Origin of the sequence: Sporosarcina sp. P32b, from assembly GCF_002743335.1 — a bacterium.
Classification (GTDB): Bacteria; Bacillota; Bacilli; order Bacillales_A; family Planococcaceae; genus Sporosarcina.
In genome coordinates, this window is sequence record NZ_PDZB01000069.1 from 1 (window position 1) to 410 (window position 410).

The 410-nt window shown below is 42.4% G+C and carries 1 protein-coding gene; it reads left to right on the plus strand.

What is annotated here, in order from left to right; translation table 11 throughout:
- Window positions 1–410 (plus strand): transposase (locus CSV64_RS16500; protein WP_143565224.1); only part of this gene is annotated, 410 nt, incomplete at both ends.

Here is a 410-nt window from a genome sequence, read left to right on the forward strand (position 1 = left end):
CGTCGTCGATACGCGTGTGCTTGTGGAAAACGTTTTTCTGAAAAGGCATCTTTTATTGATAAGTATCAACGGTTTTCAAAAGAATGGAATCTAGTAGCACAAGTCCGATGCATCAAAGCCAAGACGTTTAAAGAAGCTGGGGAGACGTTAGGAACTTCCAGTTCTACAATCATCCGACGCTTTCAACAAGTGGCAAAGCAACACATGGTATCGGGTGTCCGGCTTCCTAAAGCGATTGCCATCGATGAATATAAAGGCGATACAGACGCAGGTACCTATCAACTCATCATTGCGAATGCAGATACGCATGAACCACTCGACATCTTGCCAAATCGTAGAAAAGATACGATTAAAGATTATCTGTATCAATATGGAGCGGACGTGAAATTAGTCGTAATGGATATGAATCC